Here is a 20,740-nt window from a genome sequence, read left to right on the forward strand (position 1 = left end):
CTGCAGATCCAGTTGGAGCATGCTTTTACCACTAAGCGTAAAACAAATAGAGACACGAACGAATAGGTATAATTCCATTTATATAGTAAGGAAAGCAATGCTCATTTGCATCAGCCGGTTGCGGTCAATCAGAACAAATAGCAGAACAATGAATCTTAGATTTAAGATCATTCAGCTCCTGGACCATTTTGAACATCATGCTTGCCTCCTATCATGTTACCTAGTTGTTGATTATTTCCAATACGGCGCAAAATTATGCAGCAGGGAGGGGCTGCACTAAAAGCAAAACAGCCTACAAAACGGCTTAGAAGAAAGTCCGTTTTATAGGCTGATTTTTGATATTAAAAGTGATTTATCTCACTGCGGTCTGCAGCTTATCAATAAACTTAAGCGCCTTGCCTGTGCCGATTGCCACAGACTCAAGAGGGCTTGACGCAAGGTGGACAGGAACCACGATTTCCTGTGAAAGCCAGTCCTGCATGCCGTTCAGCAGCGAGCCGCCTCCTGTTAGGATAACGCCGCGGTCCACTATATCGCCGCTCAGTTCTGCCGGGCTGTCTTCAAGAGTGGCCCGGATGGCTTCGAGGATATGAAGCAGGGATTCTTTCATGGCATCCCTGATTTCATATGAAGTAAGGGTAATGGTCTTCGGCAGTCCTGTTACCAGATCCCTGCCGCGGATGTCCAATTTCATTTCTTCATGGTCGATGAGGGCATAGCCGATTTCCATTTTGACCTGTTCGGCTGTTCTTTCCCCGATCAGGACATTGTACTCTTTGCGTACATATTGGATAATATCGTCATCAAGCCTGTCTCCGCCTATGCGGACAGAATGGCAGGCTACGACGCCGCCAAAAGAAATGATCGCCACCTCTGTTGATCCTCCGCCAATATCCACAATTACATTCGCTACCGGTTCATCGACCGGAAGCCCTGCACCGATCGCTGCAGCTACCGGCTCTTCAATCAGATGAACCTTCTTTGCTCCTGCATTCCGGACAGCATCATGGATGGCCCTTCTTTCAACGCTTGTAGAGCCTGAAGGGGTGCAGACCACCACATTCGGCTTGCGGATGGCAAAGCCAAGCTTTTTCGATGCCTGCCTCATGACATGGCGAAGCAGCTCGGTCGTAATATCATAATCCGCAATAACGCCATCCTTCAAAGGACGGATGGCAACGATTTTGCCCGGCGTCTTGCCGATCATTTCCTTTGCTTCCTTGCCGACAGCAAGCACCTTCCTTGTATCTGTGTCAATGGCCACAACAGAAGGCTCGTTTAGGGCAATGCCTTTATTTTTGCTGTATACCAGTATATTTGCAGTACCTAAGTCAATTCCAATTTCAGAAGTTGAAATCATCCTATCACCTATTCTTTCATTATGATTGCCTAATAATCTTCTGTAACATTAGCACGAAAAAGGGGGTCTTCTGACGAATGTTATCGAATCGTTAAATAAATGTAATGAATGATGAAATTTTTATCATAAATGGTAAAATAAAAGGGAGGAATTGGCTGAATAAATAAAATCCTTGTTGGCTATACTGCATAGATATTCAACTGCGTATGCAAGTTATGGTAGGATATAGGAAAGCCAAAAGGGTATTAAGCTCTTATGGCGCAGAGAATGAAAGATAAAGGCAGTGTGAATGAATTGGATACAAAGCAGAAATTGATCGTGCTGATCGGCCCGACAGCTGTCGGCAAAACCAGGCTCAGCATTGAATTGGCCAAAAGGTTTGATGCTGAAATCATCAGCGGCGACTCTATGCAGATCTATAAAGGCATGGATATAGGGACAGCCAAAATTACAGAAAATGAAATGGAAGGAATTCCCCATCATTTGATTGATATTAAAGCGCCAAATGAACCCTTTTCCGCTGCTGAATTTCAAGAGCTTGTCAGAAAGGAAATCGAAAGCATCGCTTCCCGTGGGAAGATGCCTATGATTGTCGGGGGAACTGGCCTTTACATACAATCTGTCATATATGACTACCAATTTTCCGATGCCCCGTCAGATGACGCCTTCAGGGAGGAGCTGGAACAGCGCCTTGAATCCGAAGGGGCAGAAGCGCTTTATAAGGAATTATTGAATATCGATCCTGCCAGTGCCGGAAAAATGCACCCCAATAATACAAGAAGGCTCATCCGTGCGCTTGAGGTATACCATTGTACAGGAAAGACCATGTCCCAGTACCAGGAACACCAGGCAGCTGAGCTGCTGTATGATACAAGCATCATCGGGCTCTCCATGGACAGGGAAAAGCTGTATGAGCGGATCAACAGCCGGGTCGACAAAATGATGGATGATGGCCTCCTGGAAGAAGTGGAAGCCCTTCACAGACAGGGGCTGAAAGACTGCCAGTCAATCCAGGCAATCGGCTATAAGGAAGTCTACGAATACATTAACGGCCGTAATTCTCTGGAAGGCGCGGTCGAAAATCTGAAGCAAAATTCTCGAAGATACGCAAAAAGGCAGCTGACCTGGTTTCGAAACAAGATGAATGTGGAATGGTTTGATATGACACATGTATCCGATACAGGCTTGCTTGAAAAAAAAATCGCGGAAATTTCTGCGTATATTGAAGGAAAGCTTCAAATAAAATCGAATACATAATATAGAGACAAAAGAGGAGGATTTATCAATGAAACAATCCGTTAATATTCAAGACCAATTTCTAAACCAGCTTCGCAAGGACGGAACAGGAGTTACTGTTTTCCTTTTGAACGGATTCCAATTGCGCGGGCAGATCAAAGGATTTGATAACTTCACGGTGCTGTTTGAATCAGAAGGGAAGCAGCAGCTGGTCTATAAGCATGCCATTTCCACTTTTTCTCCGCAGCGCAATGTCCAGATCGATCTTGAAGGACAGCAATAGTCCATCCTATAAAGGAAAGTCCGCTTCTTCCGGGAAGCGGGCTTTTTTATATGAAAGGCTTTGTTAAACATTGTTGTTGATTTTGGGCTCATGCGTGTGAAACTTTGTTTCACACGCATTTCAGCATAGCTGAAATGCAGCCAGATGAAAAGAAACTAATTCCCTTTTCAGCAACTTTCTTTAATGATTTTGAAGGCTTGTGAATATATATAAAAATAACGGTTATTTCTCGGGAAACCGCAGGATATGACATAGCCCGGCTCCTGCAGAGAGAAAAACCAGGTATTTTGTCGCTTCAGCAGTAAATGTGGCTTCTTTTCTGCCTGAAAGATAGGCATTTGTCACAAGAAACAGCTTCAGGGAGTATACTGGTGGGAAATAGTGAGGTGAAAGCTTTGGACCAGCCGATACGAATGAAAAATAATGGCCAGATCAGCATTGTGCTCAATTCGCAGAAAAGGAAGCCATTCACAAAGGAAAGCCCGGACATTCAAGTTGTTCCAAGGGCACTGCCTCAGGAGCATGCAGCACTTAAGGAAATTGAGGAAGAGCTTGCAGCCCTTGTCGGCATGGAAGAAATGAAACGGATGATAAAAGAAATTTATGCATGGATATATGTTAACAAGAAAAGGGAAGAAACCGGCCTGAAGGCGGGGAAGCAGGCTCTGCACATGATGTTCAAGGGCAACCCGGGTACAGGGAAGACAACGGTCGCCAGGCTGATCGGCAAGCTTTTCCTCAGGATGAATGTCCTTGCCAAAGGCCATCTGATCGAGGCGGAAAGAGCCGATCTTGTCGGTGAATATATCGGCCACACCGCGCAAAAGACCCGTGACCTGATCAAGAAGGCAATCGGCGGCATTCTTTTCATAGATGAGGCCTATTCACTGGGCAGGGGAGGAGAAAAAGACTTCGGTAAAGAAGCGATTGATACGCTTGTCAAGCATATGGAGGACCGGCAGCACGAGTTCATCCTGATCCTTGCCGGCTACTCCAGGGAAATGGATTATTTCCTTACCCTCAATCCCGGCCTTCATTCAAGGTTTCCGCTCGTTATCGATTTTCCTGATTATACAATCGAGCAGCTGATGGAAATCGCGCAAAAGATGCTGGTTGAAAAGGAATATTCCCTGAGCCATGAAGCGGAGAAAAAGCTGAGGGAGCATCTGGTATGGGCAAAATCGGATATCAGCACAACAGCTTTTTCAAATGGGCGCTATATCCGCAATATCCTTGAAAAATCGATCCGTGCCCAGGCGATGAGGCTGCTGATGCAAAGCCATTTTGACCGCCATGAGCTGATGACGATCAGAAGCAATGATTTAATGTTTGAAGAAGATATGTAAGAAAAAAAGCAGGCTTCCGGCCTGCTTTTTGCTTTCTGTATTTTATTGCCTGGCTGCGCCAAGCCGCCTCGCCGGAAGCTTCCAGTGATAAGTGTATGACAGCACCCGGAGAAGGGTGATGGATACAAAAAGGCTGTATAATGCGACGGCCGAGTCTGCCAGCCCAAGCCCGATGGCAAAGCCGCAGAGGATCGCCCAGACTGCGTATATTTCAGATCTCAGCACCAGCGGCTTCCTCCCTGCCAGAAGGTCGCGGATGATGCCTCCTCCGCTTCCGGTCAGCACGGCAGCCACAATGACAGCGCTGAGAGGGTGGCCCATTTCTGAAGCGTAAATCGCGCCCTGAATCGCAAATGCAGACAGGCCGATTGCATCAAAAAAGTTTCCCCATTTCTGCCAGTGTCTTAACAGGTTATTGGGAAACAGGAATACCGCTGTAATGGACAGAAGGGCTATCTGGAAGAACATCCCCTGCTCCCAAAGGGCTGAAACCGGCACCCCAATCAGAAGGTTGCGGATGGCGCCTCCGCCAAACGCAGTTACAATCCCGAGTATATAAACCCCTAAAATATCATATTCCTCTTCCATGGCAATGATCGCGCCGCTTACTGCAAAAGCAATCGTGCCAATCATGCTCAATACTTCCCATGTCATGGTGCATTTCTCCTCTGGTGAAGCCTGGAATCCAGGCTGGTTTATTCTTTATATCAGTGGAAAGGCTAATCTCTCCACAGCATCTTTTTACCTCAAACAATATGATTTTAACACGCAAAAATGATTTTTCAATCATTATTTTCCAGCAGCTGTGAAGAATAGGAGGGAGAAGGGTTTTAAAGCGTTCAGACTGGTAAAAATAGTAGGATGGAGCGCATATTTTTGGTATGATATTTGAAGGTCGGATGTACGTATTCCAGTAAGGCGATTTTTTATAGAAAAGAGGGATTCCTTGGAAAATAAAACGGAGTTCGAAAGAGTTATTCTAGTCGGCTGCCAGACTGGGGAGGACGACAGGCATTTCCAGTATTCGATGGAAGAGCTTGCATCTTTGACAGAAACGGCCAACGGCAAAGTGCTGGCTGAGCTGTCCCAGAAAAGAGAAAGAATCCATCCTTCTACATATATAGGAAAAGGCAAGGTTGAAGAATTAAAGATGCTGGAGGAAGAGGTTGGAGCAGACCTGATCATTTTCAATGATGAGCTTTCACCAAGCCAGGTCAGGAATGTTTCCAATGAAGTGAACAGCAGGGTCCTTGACCGGACTCAGCTGATCCTTGATATTTTCGCACAGCGGGCCAGGTCGAAGGAAGGGAAGCTGCAGGTTGAGCTTGCCCAGCTGCAGTACCTGCTCCCAAGGCTTGGCGGGCAGGGCCTCCAGCTTTCAAGGCTCGGTGCCGGGATCGGAACGAGGGGGCCGGGTGAAACAAAGCTTGAATCCGACCGCCGCCATATCCGCAGGAAGATTGATGATATCAAATCGCAGCTGTCGGTGATCGTGCAGCACAGGGACAGATACCGCGAGCGCCGGAAAAAAAATAAAGCGTTCCAGATTGCCCTTGTCGGCTACACGAATGCCGGGAAATCGACCCTGTTCAACCGGCTTGCCGAAGCTGAATCCTTTGAAGAGAACCAGCTCTTTGCAACGCTTGACCCGATGACAAGAAAGCTCATCCTCCCAAGCGGTTACCTGGCGCTTGCAACGGATACGGTCGGGTTCATCCAGGATCTGCCGACAACCCTTGTTGCGGCATTCAGGTCGACGCTTGAGGAAGTGAGTGAAGCAGACCTGCTGCTTCATGTTATCGATTCATCGAATCCGGATTATTTCCAGCATGAACAGACCGTAAACAAGCTGCTTGAGGATCTTGATATCCAGCACATCCCGCAGCTGGCGGTTTATAATAAAAGTGACCAGGTGCATCCGGATTTCGTTCCATCGGCAAAGACTGAATCCGTCGTGATCAGCGCCTTTGCGGAAAATGACCGCAGCATGCTGAAGCGGAAAATCGAAGAGCTGGTCCTGGGCATGATGAAGCCTTATCAGGTGGAAATCCCGTCAACTGAAGGCAGGATTCTGTCGCAGCTGAAAAATGAGACAATTTTGAGGGAGCTCTCATTCCAGGAAGAGACAGAGGTCTATCTCTGCAAAGGGTATGCCCTTGAAGATCATCAGATCACAGGAGAACTAAACAAATACACAGTATAAAAAAGGCCGGAGGGGATGAACCCTCCGGCTCTTGGATTGGAGAACAGCATGTTTCAGCATTTAGAATACGGAAGCCGGATTCAAGAACTGGCTTCACAGGCAGAAGAAAAAATTGCATCCGTTCATAAAAAGATTGACCAAAGAATCGAAGCCAACCAGTTTAGGGTGCTTGAAAGCTTTCAGCATTACAAGGTGAGCGATTCTCACTTCATTCCTTCGACCGGCTATGGCTATGATGATATCGGCCGGGATACACTTGAAGAAATCTATGCAAGGGTGTTTGGAGGAGAAGCAGGTCTTGTAAGGCCGCAGATCATCTCAGGAACACATGCTATCTCTACCGCTCTTTTCGGTATCCTCCGCCCAGGGGATGAACTGATTTATATGACCGGGAAACCTTATGATACTCTTGAGGAAATCGTCGGCATCAGGGGCAAAGGGACAGGCTCTCTGAAGGAATTTGGCATAAGCTACAGCAGCGTTCCACTCGGTGAGGATGGTTATGTGGATTTTGAAGCCGTGAGGAGCGCAATTAAGCCGAATACGAAGATGATTGGAATCCAGCGGTCCAAAGGCTACGCTGTCAGGCCTTCTTTTACAATTGCCCAGATCAAGGAAATGATTGAGTTTGTAAAAGAGATCAAGCCGGATGTGGTTGTCTTTGTGGACAATTGCTATGGGGAATTTATAGAGGAAATGGAGCCTTGCCATGTTGGCGCTGACCTGATGGCCGGATCCCTCATCAAGAATCCAGGCGGAGGCCTTGCCAAAACCGGCGGCTATATTGTCGGCAAAAAGGAACTGGTTGAGGCATGCTCTTACAGGATGACCTCGCCTGGGATCGGAGCGGAAGCGGGGGCCTCACTGTACAGTCTCCAGGAGATGTACCAGGGATTCTTCCTTGCTCCGCACGTTGCCGGCCAGGCGCTGAAAGGGGCCGTATTCACTGCAGCGCTGCTTGAAATGCTCGGGATGAATTCTTCGCCAAAATGGGATGCGGAGAGGACAGATCTGATTCAATCCGTCCAGTTCGATGACCGGGATAAGATGGTGGCATTCTGTCAGGCCATTCAATACGCATCTCCCGTCAATTCACATGTAACCCCGTATCCTGCTTATATGCCGGGCTATGAGGATGATGTCATCATGGCGGCAGGAACATTCATCCAGGGGGCGAGCATCGAGCTTACCGCCGATGGACCGACCCGCCCGCCGTATGTTGCCTATGTCCAGGGTGGCCTCACTTACTCGCATGTAAAAATTGCCATTTGCACAGCCATCAGCTCTTTAGCAAAAAAGGGTTTAATACAACTTTAATAGGTGAATATATAAAAGGGCAGCATGGCTGTCCTTTTTAATTTTTGTCAGGGGAAATTTTTTTGTGTTTTTAATGTTATAAAACCTCACATGTGGTTGACAACAAATCTGACATTACATATAATAAACACAAGAAATGATTGCAAAGGAGGAGAAATCGGATGAAAGGCAGTGAAATACGCCGTTCCATGCCGCTATTTCCAATTGGGACTGTAATGCAGCTGACTGAGCTGACAGCCAGGCAGATCCGCTATTACGAAGAGCACCAGTTGATTTCTCCAGCACGAACTGACGGAAATAGACGGCTTTTTTCCCTGAATGATATTGATAAGCTCCTCGAGATCAAGGATTTGATTGATCAGGGAGTCAATATGGCGGGAATCAAGCAATTATTCGCCATGCAGGAACAAACATTATCAGCTGAAGTACAGCAGCAAGCAGAAAAAGTAAGGCGCGATTTGTCTGATGATGAATTGAGAAAGCTCCTGAGGCAGGAAATGATGCAGGCCGGCCGATTCAACCGGCATTCACTCCGCCAGGGAGATATGTCCCGCTTTTTCCATTAAATAAAATTGATGTGTCCTAAGGGAGGAAAAACTAATGGCTAACTACACAAAAGATGACATTAAACGTATTGCTGAAGAAGAAAACGTAAAATTTATCCGTCTTCAATTTACGGATATCCTCGGAACAATCAAAAACGTGGAAATCCCGATTTCCCAGCTTGAAAAAGCGCTGGACAACAAAATGATGTTTGACGGCTCTTCCATCGAAGGCTTCGTCCGCATTGAAGAATCCGATATGCTTCTTTATCCTGACCTCAGCACTTGGGTTGTATTCCCTTGGACAGCTGAAAAAGGCAAGGTTGCCCGCCTGATCTGCGATATCTATAATCCAGATATGACTCCATTTGATGGTGACCCGCGCAACAATCTGAGAAGGATCCTTGATGAGATGAAGGAATTAGGCTTCACAGACTTCAATCTCGGACCTGAGCCGGAGTTCTTCCTTTTCAAGCTTGACCAGCAGGGTGAACCTACTCTTGAACTGAATGATAACGGAGGCTATTTCGACCTTGCGCCGACAGACCTTGGTGAAAACTGCCGCCGCGACATCGTGCTTGAGCTTGAAGAAATGGGCTTTGAAATTGAAGCTTCCCACCACGAAGTGGCTCCAGGACAGCACGAGATCGACTTTAAATATGCTGATGCGCTGACTGCATGCGACCAGATCCAGACATTCAAGCTTGTTGTTAAAACAATCGCCCGCAAGCACGGCCTGCACGCAACATTCATGCCAAAGCCATTGTTCGGCGTAAACGGATCAGGGATGCACTGCAATATGTCCCTGTTCAATGAAGGCAAGAACTCATTCTATGATACTACTGGAAACCTTGAGCTAAGCGATACTGCCCGCCAGTTCATCGCCGGCATCATCAAGCACGCTCCGGCTTTCACAGCTGTAACGAACCCGACTGTCAACTCTTATAAGCGCCTTGTTCCCGGCTATGAAGCACCTTGCTATGTGGCATGGTCTGCAAGGAACCGTTCACCGCTTATCCGCATCCCGGCATCACGCGGCATGAGCACACGTGTTGAGGTCCGCAGCGTTGACCCGGCAGCAAACCCATACCTGGCTATGGCAGTGCTATTAAAAGCAGGACTTGACGGGATCAAGAACAAACTGACTCCTCCAGCGCCAGTTGACCGCAACATCTATGTAATGAACAAAGAAGAGCGCGTCGCAGAAGGCATTGAAGATCTTCCTGCAACACTTGCCCAGGCTCTTGACCAGCTGAAGAGCAATGAAATCATGGTTTCAGCCCTTGGCGAGCACATCTTCGAACACTTCATCGAAGCGAAGGAAATTGAGTGGGATATGTTCCGCACACAAGTTCACCCTTGGGAACGCGAGCAGTACCTGCAGATGTATTAATAGATTTGGCCCCTTGATACCATTGGTATTGAGGGGTTTTTTGTGTTTCGGGTATTTAAGGGAGTTTAGTTTGGTTTGAGAGGTGCCTGTTTTTTTTTGCGGAAAAACTTATTCGAAGACTTTCTTCATATATTTGACCAGGGTGCCTTAAAAGGAGTTATGAGTCACTCTGGTGGTGGGGGAAGCTGGGCAGAGTGTCTCAAGAGGAGAATATGAGTCACTCTGAAGTGGGGAAAGCCGGGCAGAGTGTCTCAAGAGGAGAATATGAGTCACTCTGAAGTGGAGAAAGCCGGGCAGAGGGTCTCAAGAGGAGAATATGAGTCACTCTGAAGTTGGGAAAGCCGGGCAGAGTGTCTCAAGAGGAGAATATGAGTCACTCTGAAGTGGAGAAAGCCGGGCAGAGTGTCTCAAGATGAGAATATCAGTCACTCTAGAGGTGAAAAAGCCAACCAGAGTGCTTCAAGAAGAGAAAATGAGTCACTCTGATGGTGGGGATGGCTGAGCAGAGTGACTCAAAATAAGGATATGACTCACTCTAAAGGTGAAAAAGCCAACCAGAGTACCTCAAGAGGAGAATATGAATCACTCTGATGGTGGGCAAGGCTGAGCAGAGTGCCTCAAGAAGAGAATATGAGTCAATCAGACACTAAAGAAAGCCGGTCAGTCCTGGAATTGGTTCATTCTTGCCTTTTCATATTTCTTGTTATTTCGAATGCGGTCCTGCCGGGCCATACTGAATGCTCATATATCCTCCTGCTTGCTTTTTGCTCAATATGTTAGTTTATTTTCCACTTTCCTACCACGATAAGATTGCTTATAATACACTAAAAAGGGAGGTGATAAATGGATAATTCTCCGGTTTGGCTAAAAGCAGCTGCCATCTTACTCTTTTTAGCATCAACCTCATTCTTAATCATGGGTAAGGACGAATTGTTCTTTGTGACTTCGGTATTACTTATTTTTATTGCTTCTTTAACAAGAACTATTCTTCATTCCAACCCAAAAGATAAATCATATAACTTTAACTTGGTGATGACTATTTTCTTTGGATTGTCACTATCTTTTGGCATATTCTATTTTTTCTTTTTAATGGAAAAAGCCCTTTCTCACTCTAGAGGGCTTCTTCTATATCAAAAATAGCCCTTTTCTTCTTAAAGGGCTGAATTTCTTCCTTACTTTGGCTGTGCCTCGGTGACCGTAGTTCCGAGTAATGAGTTGTCCACATACGTGTTTATTTTCCAGCGTCCTTCCCTGACTGGAGTAATATTTGCTATAAATTTTAGTACATTTTCCGAATAGGGCATACTTTGTTTTTCGTCGCTGGACAAATCAACCACCTCGGTGTCTGCAAGGTATATTTCCTCGTTTTTATCCTTTTCGCTAATCCCCTTAATTGTCACTTTCTTATTCAGCATTTCCTTCTTTTCTTCTGGTGTCATCCATAAATACCAAGTGTGTATTCCTTGGGTATCTACCCTGAAAACATCCGGGGAAAGTGCATATTTCCCTATTTCTCCATATAAATTTAATGACTTCCCTTCCAGTTCTATAGCTGTGCGAGCTGTAGGCGACCAGGTTTTCAGTTCTTCTGCAGAATTGTGGCTTACGGCAGGAAGGTCTTGTTTTTCATTTTCATGAGAACATCCTGAACTGATCACAAGTAAAAAAAGTACATAAGTTAATATTTTCTTCAATAATCTATCTCCTAACTGTATAATTTATACAATTATAACCTGGTATGTTAACAGCAGGAACATCAAGAGGGTTGGGAAAATTTTTATAGACTATGGTGTTATCTGATCGCGGCATTATTTTCTGAATTTCAGAGTGGACTTTAAATAGATTGAAGATAAACAAAACTAAAATTTTGAAAGGATGGTTATCATGCATTTTAACAGGGTCCTGAATTTGACTGAACTGGAAGCATGGGACATTTTTTTGGATGATAGAACATATCGTATGATTCTCATTGATGAAAAAAGAGCGAGCATTCCTGATGATTTTTCTCAGGAAGATAAGTTATTATCTAGCGAAATGAGATCAAGCATTATCAAAGCAGAAATATACTCGGAAGAAAAAATTCTGGATGATGATATATATTTCCTGGAACAGCTGGCAAAAAGCTTTACTGATCATCTTGCGCTTGCACATTGCCATGTAAGAGTGAATTTTTCTGCAGCAGATATAGAATATGCGCTGAATGACCATGTAAAAAGCAAAATTGGCTGCACTTACGATGATATTCCTATGGAAAGATTTTTTTATCTGAATCAAAATTAGGGATTTTATGTGGATTTAAAAGCCAGAAGTATTGCAGCTGTTTTTTTTATTGAAATAACACATTCAGTAAGTTCTATTCCTTCTCTTTTCGCCAATAGAGCATTATTATGATGAAAAGGGAGGAATAGTATGAAACGCGACTGGCTGATAACGCTTAGAAAAAATAAAAATCTGACTCAAGCGGACGTGGCAGACTCGATTTTTATCGACCGGGCCTATTATTCGCAAATCGAATCTGGTACAAGAAATCCCAGTGTTGATATAAGCAGAAACCTTGCTAAGGTATTAGATATAAATCCATCACTATTATTATCTGATTTAGCTGCATTTCAAGAGGTGTTCACCCGGACGCAATGCATGCTGGCTCACAGCGATCTTGATATGAGGTACACATGGATTTTTGATTCAGCCAATCAGGAGGAAGTCAATCATTTTATTGGTGCCAGAGATGATGAATTAAGCTTTTGCATCGATTCTCAAAAATTGATATCTCTTAAACAAAGGGTGCTTGATACAAAAGAAACATCTGGAACATTTGCAGAATATGAATATAACAATGAAGTACACACGCATTACATAGTAGGATATCCCCTGCTTGGAGAAGAAGGCGAATTAATTGGCATTGGGACATTCGGGATTAAAATAAATGCGGCAGGTCATTGAATTTCAAAAGGTTTTATACAATCAGCTTTTTTAGAGAATGCTTCTATGGGCAGCCCTGCATATTGGTCATAATCCAATGCGGGGCTGAAGAGTGAGTGAGATTGGCATCATAAAAATAGTTGAAAAGTTCTAAATAGTCTTTTTCTTGTATATTTATTAAAATTGGAAAGAAATTTAGAGTAAAGGAGGAAAACGATTGTTGAGAAAATTGTTGTTTTTTACTATGATTTGTTTCACATTATTCTCCTTTAACTACAGCTCGTCAGCAGCTGCTGAAAGTAACGTACAAGGAAATGAAGAAGGTCCATTTAGGCTGCTGACAGGAACATTCAGCAACACAGATATTCATGCTGGAGCACGGGAAAAGCTGAGGCAGAAAACAGGATGGATTGTTTACACAGTAGAACAAAACGGACTCAGGTTAAAAACGGGAACTTTCAAAACCCGAGCGGAAGCTGAAAAAGGCAAGCAATATATTGAAGAAAAATTTGGATGGACGATGTATGTTATTAAGTAACTAATTTCTTAGCCCTGAATGAAGGACACTAAAGTGTTCCTTCCATTCAGGGTTTTTTGATACAATTAGAAACCATCCTTGGCTAGCCGGCCAGTGGATACAATAATCTATCAAACATTGTATGCAGCATGTGAAAGGGGTCCATGGACTGGATGGCGGAACTTTTCATGTTTCGCGGGCAGAAGCATATACCTGGGCTTCTATGACTGTGGGAATGAGGGTTACCCAGGCTGTCAACGGCCGCAAAGGAGTCCATGCGATTCTGTCATATCATGTAATCGATCAATAACAAAAAAGCTGTTCTTGAAGGTTCAAGAACAGCAGATTTAATTATCTCACCGCATCAAAAGCATTGATCTGCCACTTGCCGCGGACCTTTACAAACGTAACCTTTTTCTTTTCGTGCTGTTTTTCGCCGTAAGGCACCATGAATTCAAACTGGCGGATATCTTTCCGGAAATAAATGAGCTTTGCCTTGGCTTTATTCCACTCCAGCAGGCTGCCGCCATCGGCATTTGGCTGTGCCATCTTTCCTTTATACTCAATGAATCTGTATTTCTTATAACCTTTATTGATTGCATTCAAGGTGAAAGATTCATTAAGGTACTTGGTCAGCTTTGCTTTCGTATTGATCTCACTGCAGAGGTAGCGGTATACCGTGCCTTTGTACTGAAATGTTTTGATAGAGCAGGCTGTATTCTTCTTAGATGGGATATGTCCATTCATAGCATTCCCGTGGTGCACACGTGCGCTCTGCGCCAGTTCGATTGCTTTCTTGCTGCTTAAATCCCCGGTCGCAGATTTTGCCGAAGCGCTAAGGCTGAATGTAAACAGGGCGACAGCAGCTAACAGGATGGATAATAATTTTTTCATTTTAAGGCCTCCAATAAGATTATTCACTTGCTATCCTTATATTACCTTCGTTTCTCCTCAAAAGAATTACAGAAAGGTTACCAAAATGCAGAAGATTGTTTACAGTTTTCAGGCATAAAAAGAGCCTCTGCCCAATTTCCCGGGAGAGGCTTCTTACGTCTTTACTTTTGCTGTTTTGAGCATAGCTTCTGCTTTTCCTCCTGTTTCATTTCTTTTCGGCCCTGATGAGGTCCAGGCTGCGTATCAGGGCTTCACCGCCAAGTCCAGCAAGCATGGACAGGAATGCTACCTTCAAGAGGGAGCTTGCATCTGACGAAAGCACAAGCAGCGCTGAGGCGAGTGATCCCAATACCATTTCCTCCAAAAAGCCGAGATAGATGAATTGCTTCGTTCTTTTCGGCATGATCAGCTTCCCGTGTTTCTTTAGATGCCCAACCGCGCCGACAAGGCCACCAATGAATATTGCGAAGACGACATGCTGCCACATTTGCCTCACACTCCTAAAGCCGGAATTTTTGGTGCGACCTTAGGTCAATCATGGTGCTGTTTCTATTATATAACAGACCTGGAGGGGAAAGATATGCATAAATCGACTGAATTTTCAGATTTAACTTAATGGTACATATGTACTCTACAGGAAGATATAAGCAGCAAAGATGCGACTATTCTAGTGCCTGCGAGGCTTTTCGGGCAGAAGACAGCCCAGGCGGCAAAGGGCCTGGGCTGAGAGAATCATATAATCAGTGGATATGGCGGTAGACGCCAATGACCTTGCCAAGAATGGAGACATTTCTGAGAATGATAGGCTCCATTGTAGAGTTTTCAGGCTGAAGCCTGATATAATCTCTTTCCTTGAAGAAACGCTTGACAGTTGCTTCATCCTCATCTGTCATCGCAACGACGATATCGCCATTGTTGGCTGACTGCTGCTGGCGGACGATGACATAGTCGCCGTCAAGGATGCCGGCTTCAATCATACTTTCACCCATGATTTCAAGCATGAAGACCTGTTCGGCTGCCGGCGCCATGCTTTCAGGAAGCGGGAAGAACTCTTCTACATTCTCTATCGCAGTGATCGGCTGTCCTGCTGTAACCTTCCCGAGGATAGGAACGTTGACGACATTGTTCCTTGGAATATGCGATGTTTCATCGAGCTCCAGGATTTCGATAGCACGGGGCTTGGTCGGGTCCCGTCTGATCATTCCCTTGCTTTCGAGGCGGGCCAGATGCCCGTGCACAGTCGAGCTGGAGGCCAGGCCGACTGCTTCCCCTATTTCCCTGACTGAAGGGGGATAGCCCTTCGCTTTCACTTCTTCCTTGATAAATTCAAGTATGTCCTGCTGCCTTTTTGATATTTTAGCCATGTATTCGCACCCCGTATGGTTATTATTGATTAAATTATAGCATGTACCCGGAACAGATACAAACATAAGTTCGAATTTTTGTTGACGGAAAACACATGTTCGGTATATAATAAATTTAACGAAATACGAACATATATTCTCGGTGCGGGGTGTCTTGTATGAAAAAATTGTGGAATCAATACTCATATGCTATTATACTTATCGTTTTGAGCTTTGGGGCGGCTTTGCTGCTTACCGGATATGATAAGATATTCGGGGAAGAAGATTATATGAAGGTAACGGTTGATGAAGGAGATACATTATGGGGGCTGTCCCGGGAATTTTCGGACAATCATAATCTGTCTGCAGAAGATTTTGTGATGTGGGTGGAAGATGAGAACGGAATCGCCGGCAGTGCAATCAAAGCGGGAGAGCAGATCATCATCCCGGTAAAAGCGGACAGCCATACAAGACAGCTGCAGGATGATCTGCAGAACTTTGCAGGTGAGTGATTTAAAGGAGCATATATGAAAGCCGTAATTTATTGCAGGGTATCAACAACTAAAGAAGCGCAGGAAACATCGCTGGAAAGGCAGGAAGAGGAACTGACTGCACTTGCCGGGGAAAAGGGCTTTGAAGTAGCCAAGGTCATCAGGGAGCAGGCCAGCGGCTATGACCTGGAGAGGGACGGTGTGCTTGAGCTTCTTGATCTTATAAAGGATGAAGGGATCAAAGCGGTCCTTATTCAGGATGAAACGAGGCTCGGAAGGGGAAATGCCAAAATCGCCCTGCTTCATTTCATTTATAAAGAAGGAGCTGTGCTCTACAGCATTTCCCATAATGGGGAGCTGCAGCTCTCCGAATCAGATTCCATGGTTCTTAATATCGTCTCAATGGTGGAGGAATATCAGCGCAAGCTGCATAATATCAAGATTAAAAGAGGCATGAAAAGGGCAGTGGACAGAGGATTCAGGCCAGAGAAGAACCTTAAGAATCTGGGAGAGCACTCTGGAAGGGAGCGGATCGAGGTTCCAATAGAAGAAATTGTCCGCCTGAGAGCCAGCAAGCTTACATTTTCGGAAATTGCAGCAACTCTCAGAGGCTTCGGCTATCCTATTTCCAAGGCGACGGTGCACAGGCGCTATCAGGAATACATAGATGCACAGGAAGAGTAAAAGTGTTTGCCTTGGCAAACGCTTTTTTTTATAGTAACATTTGATGTATTCTCCGGCCGTTTAGACTAGGGGACTAAGGGGAAGACGACTAGAGAAAGCTAAATGAAATGAATAAAAAAAGGAGCGTTATTATGCTGCCTAAAGATAAAATGGCCAGAATCAATGAGCTGGCAAACAAAGCAAAGACCACAGGGCTCACGAACGAAGAGGCGAAGGAACAGACAGCGCTTCGCAGCGAGTATCTGCAGACCTTCCGTTCCAATATGCTCACAACCTTAAAAGGTGTAACCATCATGGATCCAAAGGGGAACGATGTTACACCGAAAAAGATAAAAAAGCTGCGTGAGGACGAGAAGAAGCGACTTCATTAATGCATCATGCCAAAAAGGAATACACTAATCTGTGTTCCTTTTTGGATTTATTTTTTGGTTCTTTTCTACATACAGGTTTCCAAAATGCGCAAGATATACAGAAGCTTCTCAGTTGTGTAAAATAAAGAGCCGCTATAATATTAATGTGTAGGATTTTTTTTAAAGAGAGGATGTAGTATATGTTTGAATCTATTGATGATTTGTCCATAAGCTCGATCAGAACTCTATCTATCGATGCTATTGAAAAAGCGAATTCCGGCCACCCAGGCATGCCTATGGGGGCAGCTCCGATGGCGTACACACTCTGGAGCCGTTTTATGAACCATAACCCGGCAAATCCTGAGTGGTTTAACCGCGACCGTTTTGTTCTATCTGCAGGACATGGTTCCATGCTTCTATACAGCCTGCTCCATTTATCAGGCTATGAACTCACTATCGACGACCTGAAGGAATTCCGCCAGTGGGGAAGCAAGACTCCTGGACACCCGGAATACAAACATACTAAGGGCGTTGACGCGACTACAGGTCCGCTTGGACAAGGTATTTCAATGGCAGTCGGCATGGCTATGGCTGAGCGCCACCTGGCAGCCGTCTACAATAAAGATAAGTATAATGTAGTCGACCACTTTACATACAGCATTTGCGGCGATGGTGACCTCATGGAGGGTGTATCTGCTGAAGCGGCTTCGCTTGCTGGCCACCTGAAGCTTGGCAAGCTCGTTGTCCTTTATGATTCAAATGATATCTCCCTTGACGGCGATCTTGACCGTTCTTTCTCTGAAAGTGTAGAGCAAAGGTTCAAATCTTACGGCTGGCAGTATATCCGTGTTGAAGATGGCAATGACTTGCACGAAGTGGCTAAAGCACTTGAAGAAGCAAGAGGCGATCTTGACCACCCAACTATGATTGAAGTAAAAACTGTTATCGGATTCGGAGCTCCGAACAAGTCCGGGAAATCAGATGTACACGGTGCACCGCTTGGGGCAGATGAGCTGAAGCTGACCAAGGAAGCTTACAAATGGACTTTTGAAGAGGATTTCCACGTTCCTGAAGAAGTATACAGCCACTTCAAAAAGCACATCGCTGACCGCGGAGCAAAGACTGAGCAGGAATGGAACTCTATGCTGGAAAGCTACAAGCAGGAATTCCCAGAGCTCGGTGCCCAGCTTGATGGAGCCATGAAAGGCGAGCTTCCAGAAGGATGGGATAAGGATATCCCGGTATATGAAACAGGTTCCAGCCTGGCAAGCCGCGCATCTTCAGGTGAAGCACTGAACGGAATCGCACAGAATCTTCCATTCTTCATCGGCGGATCTGCTGACCTTGCCGGTTCAAACAAAACGATGATCAAAGGCTCAGGGGACTTTACCCCAGCATCATTCGAAGGCCGCAACATCTGGTTCGGCGTAAGGGAATTCGCCATGGGTGCCGCCCTTAACGGCATGGCCCTTCACGGAGGATTAAAGGTATTCGGAGGCACATTCTTCGTATTCTCTGACTATCTTCGCCCGGCAATCCGCTTAGCTGCCCTGATGGGTCTGCCTGTTACGTATGTATTCACGCATGACAGCATCGCTGTTGGTGAGGACGGCCCTACACACGAGCCGGTTGAACAGCTTGCATCCCTTCGTGCGATGCCTAATCTGTCTGTTATCCGCCCGGCTGATGGAAATGAAACCTCAGCTGCATGGAAAGTAGCGGTAGAATCACAGGATAAGCCGACAGCTCTAGTGCTGACGCGCCAAAACCTGCCTACCTTGCAGGATACTGACAAAAACGCTTATGACGGCGTATCTAAAGGGGCTTACGTTGTTTCACCTGCCGGCAAAGACCAGGCAGATGCCCTGCTTCTTGCGTCCGGTTCTGAAGTGCATCTTGCAGTAAAAGCACAAGCTGCCCTAAAGAAAGAAGGCATTGATGCGGCTGTTGTTTCCATGCCTGCATGGGACCGCTTTGAAGCACAGTCCAAGGAATACAAAGAAAGCGTCATTCCGAAGGCTGTCAAGAAGCGCCTTGCCATCGAGATGGGCTCTTCACTCGGCTGGCACCGTTATGCCGGTGATGAAGGGGATGTATTGGCGATTGATACATTCGGCGCATCTGCACCAGGCGAGAAGATTATTGAAGAGTATGGCTTCACAGTCGAAAACGTGGTTGCACGTTTAAAGGCCCTTCTGTAAAGGGTATAAAGAGAGCGTCAGTGTGCGCTCTCTTTTTTATTTCCTTATAATTAATTGAATATTTATAATATTTTTGAATAATTGATAGGCAAATAAGCCTGTTCGACAAAATTAGTGCCTATTTTTGACGCTGAAAGACAAAGTAACTGATTCTGTTCCCTTATACTTGAAGCAATATAGTAGATATTGGAGGAGATGTTGGTGAGAACCTATCAGCTTTATTTAATAGAAGACGAATTTGCTTCCCATTATTTTGGCAGAGAGCGGATGTTCTACCAGCTCTTTCAGGAATACAGCCGTTCTAAGGGAGAGCTGAAATCGATCCTGTCACGCCAGATTGAGTTTATCACAAGGCCGATCCCCGCCCTCAGGCTTCACCAGTATCTCACACAGCAGCTTTCAAGGAAAAAAGGAGCATCAGCCGATCAGGGGGCCTATGTGATTCAAAACGGAAAAAACAGCTCGGCGCGGCTTGAAATCTATGACCGATGTTTAGTGATTGAATCACATGGGAATTATGATGCTGAAACGGTGTTCTTTGAAATCCTCCGGAAAAATGAATCCTCTTATCTGGCGGTCGATATGACCAACAGGCGCTTTGGCTGGCTGAAGCCGATCAAAGAAAGAAAATTTATTTAAATAGGGGAAAAACACGTGCAAATATTGTATAATAACCTTTGGTTTAGTACACTGTATGATAGACAACATGAAGGAGGAAGTTTTGAATGTGGGACGTTATTCTAGTTGGTATACTGGCATTGATCGCCGGTGTAGCACTAGGATTTTTCATCGCTCGTAAATATATGATGAGCTACTTAAAGAAAAATCCGCCAATCAACGAACAAATGCTTAAAATGATGATGATGCAAATGGGCATGAAACCATCCCAGAAAAAAATCAATCAGATGATGGCTGCCATGAACAAGCAGTCCGGCAAGTAAGGCTTACATAGGGCTGCTGATTGTAATAGAGTCTATTACGGGGCCATTACTGTACATCAAGAAAGCCGCTTTTTCTGTTACTATGACAGGAAGAGCGGCTTTTTAGATAGATGAGCCATAAAAGCAGAGGGTAACATGAAAAAATACAGATTGAAAACCGGCTTCAACGGCAGATTTAAGCGGGGGACGATATTCTGGCTGATTGCCGAGTCTGAGTTTATCGGCGTTAAGGAATTTGTCCTGCGCACGAAAGATCTGGAGCATCGGATTCAGATTTCAGAAGAAGAGCTGAACAAGCATTTTGTGCGGCTGCATGACGAGCGCTGATGGAGGACAAGATTACCTGGCAGACAGGGATACTTGTCCTCTTTTATTTGTCTTCTTTAATTTTTGTGAAGACAGAGAATCCGGAGAAGCCGAAATCCATCTTGGTTACCAGCTGGAAGCCTTTAGCCTTCAGGCAATCGGCAGCAGGGCGGTAAGGGTCTCCTGTTTCAAGCTTGTTTTGACAGTCATCAGCATCATTCCCCAAAACAGTCGCTTGTGAAATTCGCTTCTCCGATGAAGGTTTTAAAGGATTACGGAACCAGCAAATTGTTACGACGGTCGGCAAAGAATGACGGATAGGATGCATACCAGACATTTGAACACCTCTTTTCAAATTTGATCTCTATAGTTAATGCTTGGACCTCCTTACTTGTCCCTGCGAATATCACG

At 45.2% G+C, this 20,740-nt stretch carries 25 protein-coding genes; 18 read left to right on the top strand and 7 right to left on the bottom strand.

Going from position 1 to position 20,740, the window contains the following annotated elements:
• Positions 1-352 precede the first annotated feature (352 nt).
• Entirely contained in the window at positions 353-1,360 is a 1,008-nt protein-coding gene (gene mreBH / locus ACQCVH_RS06280) for a rod-share determining protein MreBH (RefSeq protein WP_426834901.1), read from the bottom strand.
• Positions 1,361-1,615: 255 nt separating this feature from the next.
• Between mreBH and miaA the strand changes: the two genes are divergently transcribed.
• The 3 genes from miaA (at position 1,616) to spoVK (ending at position 4,225) form a co-directional block, all read left to right on the top strand.
• Positions 1,616-2,617, top strand: coding sequence for a tRNA (adenosine(37)-N6)-dimethylallyltransferase MiaA (gene miaA / locus ACQCVH_RS06285; RefSeq protein ID WP_426834902.1), 1,002 nt, complete (start codon positions 1,616-1,618; stop codon positions 2,615-2,617).
• Positions 2,618-2,645: 28 nt separating this feature from the next.
• A complete protein-coding gene (gene hfq / locus ACQCVH_RS06290; RefSeq protein ID WP_022543740.1) occupies positions 2,646-2,879 on the top strand; it encodes an RNA chaperone Hfq in 234 nt (77 codons plus the stop codon).
• A gap of 395 nt (positions 2,880-3,274) precedes the next feature.
• The gene (spoVK, locus tag ACQCVH_RS06295) at positions 3,275-4,225 is read left to right on the top strand and encodes a stage V sporulation protein K (protein ID WP_253619074.1); all 951 of its coding nucleotides are present in this window, start codon (positions 3,275-3,277) and stop codon (positions 4,223-4,225) included.
• Positions 4,226-4,267: 42 nt separating this feature from the next.
• Here the strand turns inward: spoVK and ACQCVH_RS06300 are convergent, their stop codons facing one another.
• Entirely contained in the window at positions 4,268-4,879 is a 612-nt protein-coding gene (locus tag ACQCVH_RS06300) for a trimeric intracellular cation channel family protein (protein ID WP_094767406.1), read from the bottom strand.
• Positions 4,880-5,171: 292 nt separating this feature from the next.
• Between ACQCVH_RS06300 and hflX the strand changes: the two genes are divergently transcribed.
• From hflX to ACQCVH_RS06325, 5 genes are all read left to right on the top strand, one after another.
• Positions 5,172-6,428, top strand: coding sequence for a GTPase HflX (hflX, locus tag ACQCVH_RS06305; protein WP_426834903.1), 1,257 nt, complete (start codon positions 5,172-5,174; stop codon positions 6,426-6,428).
• Positions 6,429-6,476: 48 nt separating this feature from the next.
• Positions 6,477-7,745 (top strand): methionine gamma-lyase family protein, encoded by a 1,269-nt coding sequence (locus ACQCVH_RS06310; RefSeq protein ID WP_426834904.1) that lies wholly within the window; start codon positions 6,477-6,479, stop codon positions 7,743-7,745.
• 161 nt (positions 7,746-7,906) lie between these two features.
• Positions 7,907-8,311: a MerR family transcriptional regulator gene (locus tag ACQCVH_RS06315; protein WP_009791586.1), complete on the top strand. Its 405-nt coding sequence runs from the start codon at positions 7,907-7,909 to the stop codon at positions 8,309-8,311.
• 34 nt (positions 8,312-8,345) lie between these two features.
• On the top strand, positions 8,346-9,680 hold the full coding sequence (gene glnA, locus ACQCVH_RS06320) for a type I glutamate--ammonia ligase (RefSeq protein ID WP_009791587.1): 1,335 nt from the start codon (positions 8,346-8,348) through the stop codon (positions 9,678-9,680).
• An 843-nt stretch (positions 9,681-10,523) separates the two neighbouring features.
• A complete protein-coding gene (locus tag ACQCVH_RS06325; RefSeq protein WP_426834905.1) occupies positions 10,524-10,820 on the top strand; it encodes a hypothetical protein in 297 nt (98 codons plus the stop codon).
• A gap of 32 nt (positions 10,821-10,852) precedes the next feature.
• Here ACQCVH_RS06325 and ACQCVH_RS06330 read toward each other — a convergent pair whose 3' ends face one another.
• Entirely contained in the window at positions 10,853-11,374 is a 522-nt protein-coding gene (locus ACQCVH_RS06330; protein WP_426834906.1) for a hypothetical protein, read from the bottom strand.
• A 214-nt stretch (positions 11,375-11,588) separates the two neighbouring features.
• Between ACQCVH_RS06330 and ACQCVH_RS06335 the strand changes: the two genes are divergently transcribed.
• From ACQCVH_RS06335 to ACQCVH_RS06345, 3 genes are all read left to right on the top strand, one after another.
• The gene (locus tag ACQCVH_RS06335; protein ID WP_426834907.1) at positions 11,589-11,960 is read left to right on the top strand and encodes a hypothetical protein; all 372 of its coding nucleotides are present in this window, start codon (positions 11,589-11,591) and stop codon (positions 11,958-11,960) included.
• A gap of 129 nt (positions 11,961-12,089) precedes the next feature.
• Positions 12,090-12,623 carry a helix-turn-helix domain-containing protein gene (locus tag ACQCVH_RS06340; RefSeq protein ID WP_426834908.1) on the top strand — a complete coding sequence of 178 codons (534 nt, stop codon included), beginning with the start codon at positions 12,090-12,092 and terminating at the stop codon, positions 12,621-12,623.
• Between the two features lie 196 nt (positions 12,624-12,819).
• Entirely contained in the window at positions 12,820-13,140 is a 321-nt protein-coding gene (locus ACQCVH_RS06345) for an SPOR domain-containing protein (RefSeq protein WP_426834909.1), read from the top strand.
• Positions 13,141-13,470: 330 nt separating this feature from the next.
• Here the strand turns inward: ACQCVH_RS06345 and ACQCVH_RS06350 are convergent, their stop codons facing one another.
• From ACQCVH_RS06350 to lexA, 3 genes are all read right to left on the bottom strand, one after another.
• Positions 13,471-14,013 carry an IseA DL-endopeptidase inhibitor family protein gene (locus tag ACQCVH_RS06350; protein WP_426834910.1) on the bottom strand — a complete coding sequence of 181 codons (543 nt, stop codon included), beginning with the start codon at positions 14,011-14,013 and terminating at the stop codon, positions 13,471-13,473.
• A 205-nt stretch (positions 14,014-14,218) separates the two neighbouring features.
• The gene (locus tag ACQCVH_RS06355) at positions 14,219-14,500 is read right to left on the bottom strand and encodes a DUF4257 domain-containing protein (protein WP_094767396.1); all 282 of its coding nucleotides are present in this window, start codon (positions 14,498-14,500) and stop codon (positions 14,219-14,221) included.
• A gap of 253 nt (positions 14,501-14,753) precedes the next feature.
• Positions 14,754-15,377 (bottom strand): transcriptional repressor LexA, encoded by a 624-nt coding sequence (lexA, locus tag ACQCVH_RS06360; protein WP_009791598.1) that lies wholly within the window; start codon positions 15,375-15,377, stop codon positions 14,754-14,756.
• A 158-nt stretch (positions 15,378-15,535) separates the two neighbouring features.
• On the opposite strand from lexA, the gene yneA reads away from it, so the two are divergent.
• From yneA to ACQCVH_RS06395, 7 genes are all read left to right on the top strand, one after another.
• Positions 15,536-15,868 carry a cell division suppressor protein YneA gene (yneA, locus tag ACQCVH_RS06365; RefSeq protein ID WP_426834911.1) on the top strand — a complete coding sequence of 111 codons (333 nt, stop codon included), beginning with the start codon at positions 15,536-15,538 and terminating at the stop codon, positions 15,866-15,868.
• Positions 15,869-15,883: 15 nt separating this feature from the next.
• On the top strand, positions 15,884-16,531 hold the full coding sequence (locus tag ACQCVH_RS06370) for a YneB family resolvase-like protein (RefSeq protein ID WP_224906521.1): 648 nt from the start codon (positions 15,884-15,886) through the stop codon (positions 16,529-16,531).
• 131 nt (positions 16,532-16,662) lie between these two features.
• The gene (locus ACQCVH_RS06375) at positions 16,663-16,902 is read left to right on the top strand and encodes a DUF896 domain-containing protein (protein WP_224906519.1); all 240 of its coding nucleotides are present in this window, start codon (positions 16,663-16,665) and stop codon (positions 16,900-16,902) included.
• A gap of 179 nt (positions 16,903-17,081) precedes the next feature.
• On the top strand, positions 17,082-19,082 hold the full coding sequence (tkt, locus tag ACQCVH_RS06380; RefSeq protein ID WP_426834912.1) for a transketolase: 2,001 nt from the start codon (positions 17,082-17,084) through the stop codon (positions 19,080-19,082).
• Positions 19,083-19,283: 201 nt separating this feature from the next.
• Positions 19,284-19,721 (top strand): sporulation inhibitor of replication protein SirA, encoded by a 438-nt coding sequence (gene sirA, locus ACQCVH_RS06385; protein ID WP_022543749.1) that lies wholly within the window; start codon positions 19,284-19,286, stop codon positions 19,719-19,721.
• An 86-nt stretch (positions 19,722-19,807) separates the two neighbouring features.
• Positions 19,808-20,023 (top strand): YneF family protein, encoded by a 216-nt coding sequence (locus tag ACQCVH_RS06390; protein WP_224906515.1) that lies wholly within the window; start codon positions 19,808-19,810, stop codon positions 20,021-20,023.
• A 135-nt stretch (positions 20,024-20,158) separates the two neighbouring features.
• On the top strand, positions 20,159-20,350 hold the full coding sequence (locus ACQCVH_RS06395) for a hypothetical protein (protein WP_426834913.1): 192 nt from the start codon (positions 20,159-20,161) through the stop codon (positions 20,348-20,350).
• Between the two features lie 43 nt (positions 20,351-20,393).
• On the opposite strand, the gene ACQCVH_RS06400 is transcribed toward ACQCVH_RS06395, so the two are convergent.
• Positions 20,394-20,666: a hypothetical protein gene (locus ACQCVH_RS06400; protein WP_426834914.1), complete on the bottom strand. Its 273-nt coding sequence runs from the start codon at positions 20,664-20,666 to the stop codon at positions 20,394-20,396.
• Positions 20,667-20,740: the final 74 nt, after the last annotated feature.

It is taken from the genome of Bacillus infantis, assembly GCF_050107595.1.
GTDB classification, from domain to species: domain Bacteria; phylum Bacillota; class Bacilli; order Bacillales; family Cytobacillaceae; genus Bacillus_AB; species Bacillus_AB infantis_C.

Coding starts and splice junctions, on each gene's coding strand:
- mreBH (WP_426834901.1), bottom strand. CDS start 1,360: ATGATTTCAACTTCTGAAATTGGAATTGACTTAGGTACTGCAAATATA.
- miaA (WP_426834902.1), top strand. CDS start 1,616: ATGGCGCAGAGAATGAAAGATAAAGGCAGTGTGAATGAATTGGATACA.
- hfq (WP_022543740.1), top strand. CDS start 2,646: ATGAAACAATCCGTTAATATTCAAGACCAATTTCTAAACCAGCTTCGC.
- ACQCVH_RS06300 (WP_094767406.1), bottom strand. CDS start 4,879: ATGACATGGGAAGTATTGAGCATGATTGGCACGATTGCTTTTGCAGTA.
- ACQCVH_RS06310 (WP_426834904.1), top strand. CDS start 6,477: ATGTTTCAGCATTTAGAATACGGAAGCCGGATTCAAGAACTGGCTTCA.
- ACQCVH_RS06315 (WP_009791586.1), top strand. CDS start 7,907: ATGAAAGGCAGTGAAATACGCCGTTCCATGCCGCTATTTCCAATTGGG.
- glnA (WP_009791587.1), top strand. CDS start 8,346: ATGGCTAACTACACAAAAGATGACATTAAACGTATTGCTGAAGAAGAA.
- ACQCVH_RS06325 (WP_426834905.1), top strand. CDS start 10,524: ATGGATAATTCTCCGGTTTGGCTAAAAGCAGCTGCCATCTTACTCTTT.
- ACQCVH_RS06340 (WP_426834908.1), top strand. CDS start 12,090: ATGAAACGCGACTGGCTGATAACGCTTAGAAAAAATAAAAATCTGACT.
- ACQCVH_RS06350 (WP_426834910.1), bottom strand. CDS start 14,013: ATGAAAAAATTATTATCCATCCTGTTAGCTGCTGTCGCCCTGTTTACA.
- ACQCVH_RS06355 (WP_094767396.1), bottom strand. CDS start 14,500: ATGTGGCAGCATGTCGTCTTCGCAATATTCATTGGTGGCCTTGTCGGC.
- lexA (WP_009791598.1), bottom strand. CDS start 15,377: ATGGCTAAAATATCAAAAAGGCAGCAGGACATACTTGAATTTATCAAG.
- yneA (WP_426834911.1), top strand. CDS start 15,536: ATGAAAAAATTGTGGAATCAATACTCATATGCTATTATACTTATCGTT.
- ACQCVH_RS06370 (WP_224906521.1), top strand. CDS start 15,884: ATGAAAGCCGTAATTTATTGCAGGGTATCAACAACTAAAGAAGCGCAG.
- ACQCVH_RS06375 (WP_224906519.1), top strand. CDS start 16,663: ATGCTGCCTAAAGATAAAATGGCCAGAATCAATGAGCTGGCAAACAAA.
- tkt (WP_426834912.1), top strand. CDS start 17,082: ATGTTTGAATCTATTGATGATTTGTCCATAAGCTCGATCAGAACTCTA.
- ACQCVH_RS06390 (WP_224906515.1), top strand. CDS start 19,808: ATGTGGGACGTTATTCTAGTTGGTATACTGGCATTGATCGCCGGTGTA.
- ACQCVH_RS06395 (WP_426834913.1), top strand. CDS start 20,159: ATGAAAAAATACAGATTGAAAACCGGCTTCAACGGCAGATTTAAGCGG.
- ACQCVH_RS06400 (WP_426834914.1), bottom strand. CDS start 20,666: ATGTCTGGTATGCATCCTATCCGTCATTCTTTGCCGACCGTCGTAACA.